General features: G+C 63.9%; 3 protein-coding genes. All 3 read right to left on the bottom strand.

The genetic code is table 11. The features are described 5' to 3' along the window. Positions 1 to 152 precede the first annotated feature (152 nt). Positions 153 to 635, bottom strand: a complete 483-nt coding sequence (locus ACSFA3_RS23020) for a hypothetical protein (protein ID WP_435464935.1) — start codon at positions 633 to 635, stop codon at positions 153 to 155. A gap of 2 nt (positions 636 to 637) precedes the next feature. Further along, positions 638 to 913, bottom strand: coding sequence for a metal-sensing transcriptional repressor (locus ACSFA3_RS23015; protein ID WP_435464934.1), 276 nt, complete (start codon positions 911 to 913; stop codon positions 638 to 640). A 141-nt stretch (positions 914 to 1,054) separates the two neighbouring features. Further along, a partial coding sequence (locus ACSFA3_RS23010) for a tyrosine-type recombinase/integrase (protein ID WP_435507770.1) occupies positions 1,055 to 1,489 on the bottom strand: 435 nt, incomplete at its 5' end.

Raw genomic sequence — 1,489 nt, 5'->3', positions numbered from 1 at the left:
AACGGCGCTGGCCACCATGAGAAAACCGGACACGCAGCCGAGCGCGGCACGGCGGGCGAGCAAATAAGACATAGAAACTCCACGAGAAAGCGATCCCGCCGCGCAATCAGGCGACGAGGAGAAGGCAGCGCCGCAATGGCGCCGCCAGGGCTTCAACCGTGGAGCGAGGGCGGCGCGCGGCCGTCAGGAGGAACGGTTCGAAACAGCGGGATGGGCACCCGCTCTCGACCAGGGCGCCAGCGCACGAGCGCTTCGGCCACGGGCTGTGTGATGAGCCCGAACAAAACGAACAGCGGCACAAGCGCCAGGAACTTCGGCGCGGAGTCCGGAGTGGCGAGCTGGATCGGGGTGCCTTGAAGCGCCGACATCGAGTGCCCGCCACCGTGATCCGCGTTGTCCGAATCGACATGCAGCGAATGGTCGTCGTCTTGAGCCACTTGCTCGAAGGACGAGTGGCCCACATCCAACTGGCCGGCGTGGCTCGAGTAGGCCTCGGGGCCGCTTTCGTGGTGATGCGCGTGGAACGGCGAACTGATCAGGTCCACGGCGATGACCAGCACCAGCAACCAGCGCACGAGCAGCATCACCCCGGCCCTGGCGGGGGCGATCGACCTCGACAGTTGGACGGTGCTCACGCTCACAGGTACTTCGTGATGTCTTTGAATTCAGCGATGGCGGTGCCGAAATCGCGAGGCGACTTGGCGACCTCTTTGAGGCAGTGATCCAGGTGATCGTGGATCAGTAATTTCTTGGCGGCGCTGATCGCCTTTTCGACCGCATGCAACTGCTGCGCGACGTCCGCGCACTCACGCCCGCTCAACATCATCTCGATGACGTTCTGCAGGTGCCCGTTGGCACGCTTCAGGCGCTTGATCAGGTCCGGGTGACTTTGGTGGAGGGGTTCGCCGTGCACACCGCATCCTATCAGGGGGGATACAAAAAGCTCCAACAGGTCCGCACCGCGAAGGGGAATTCGTTGCGCGCAGGCTCGCTCGACGAGATGGCGAGCGAGGCGCGATGCTGGAGCCTAAGAGGCCGATTACGGGTTCTGGGCTTACGACGTGCGCCAGCCAACACGGTGCCCGGCTGCTGTCGCATCGTGACGGGCATCGTCCTCAGTGTGCAGATAGATGCTGGTCGTACTGATGTTGGCGTGCCCCAAGTTGTCTCGGACCACTTTGAGGTCGACTTTTTCGCTCAGATGACTTCCGGCTGTGTGGCGGATCCAGTGCGTCGACGCCTGCTCGAGGTGGGTGGCCGCAGCTTCGAAGTCGGGACCTCGCTGCCGCAGCGCGGCCGCGGCAGCGTGCATCACCCCTTTGACGAGTTCGTGGATGGCGCTTCGTGCCATTGGCTTGATCGGCGCGATCAGCGTCCTCACCAGCGGCGTGTCTTCGCCCTCCAGCGGGAGCGGACTCAAGGCACAGACCTTGCGGTAGCGCATCAACTCGGCCTTCAATTCGCCCGTGGCCGGCACCAGGCGGGTCTT

The organism is Variovorax glucosi (genome assembly GCF_051216695.1).
In the GTDB taxonomy this organism is placed as follows: domain Bacteria; phylum Pseudomonadota; class Gammaproteobacteria; order Burkholderiales; family Burkholderiaceae_C; genus Variovorax.
This window is presented reverse-complemented; position numbering and strand designations above follow the sequence as displayed.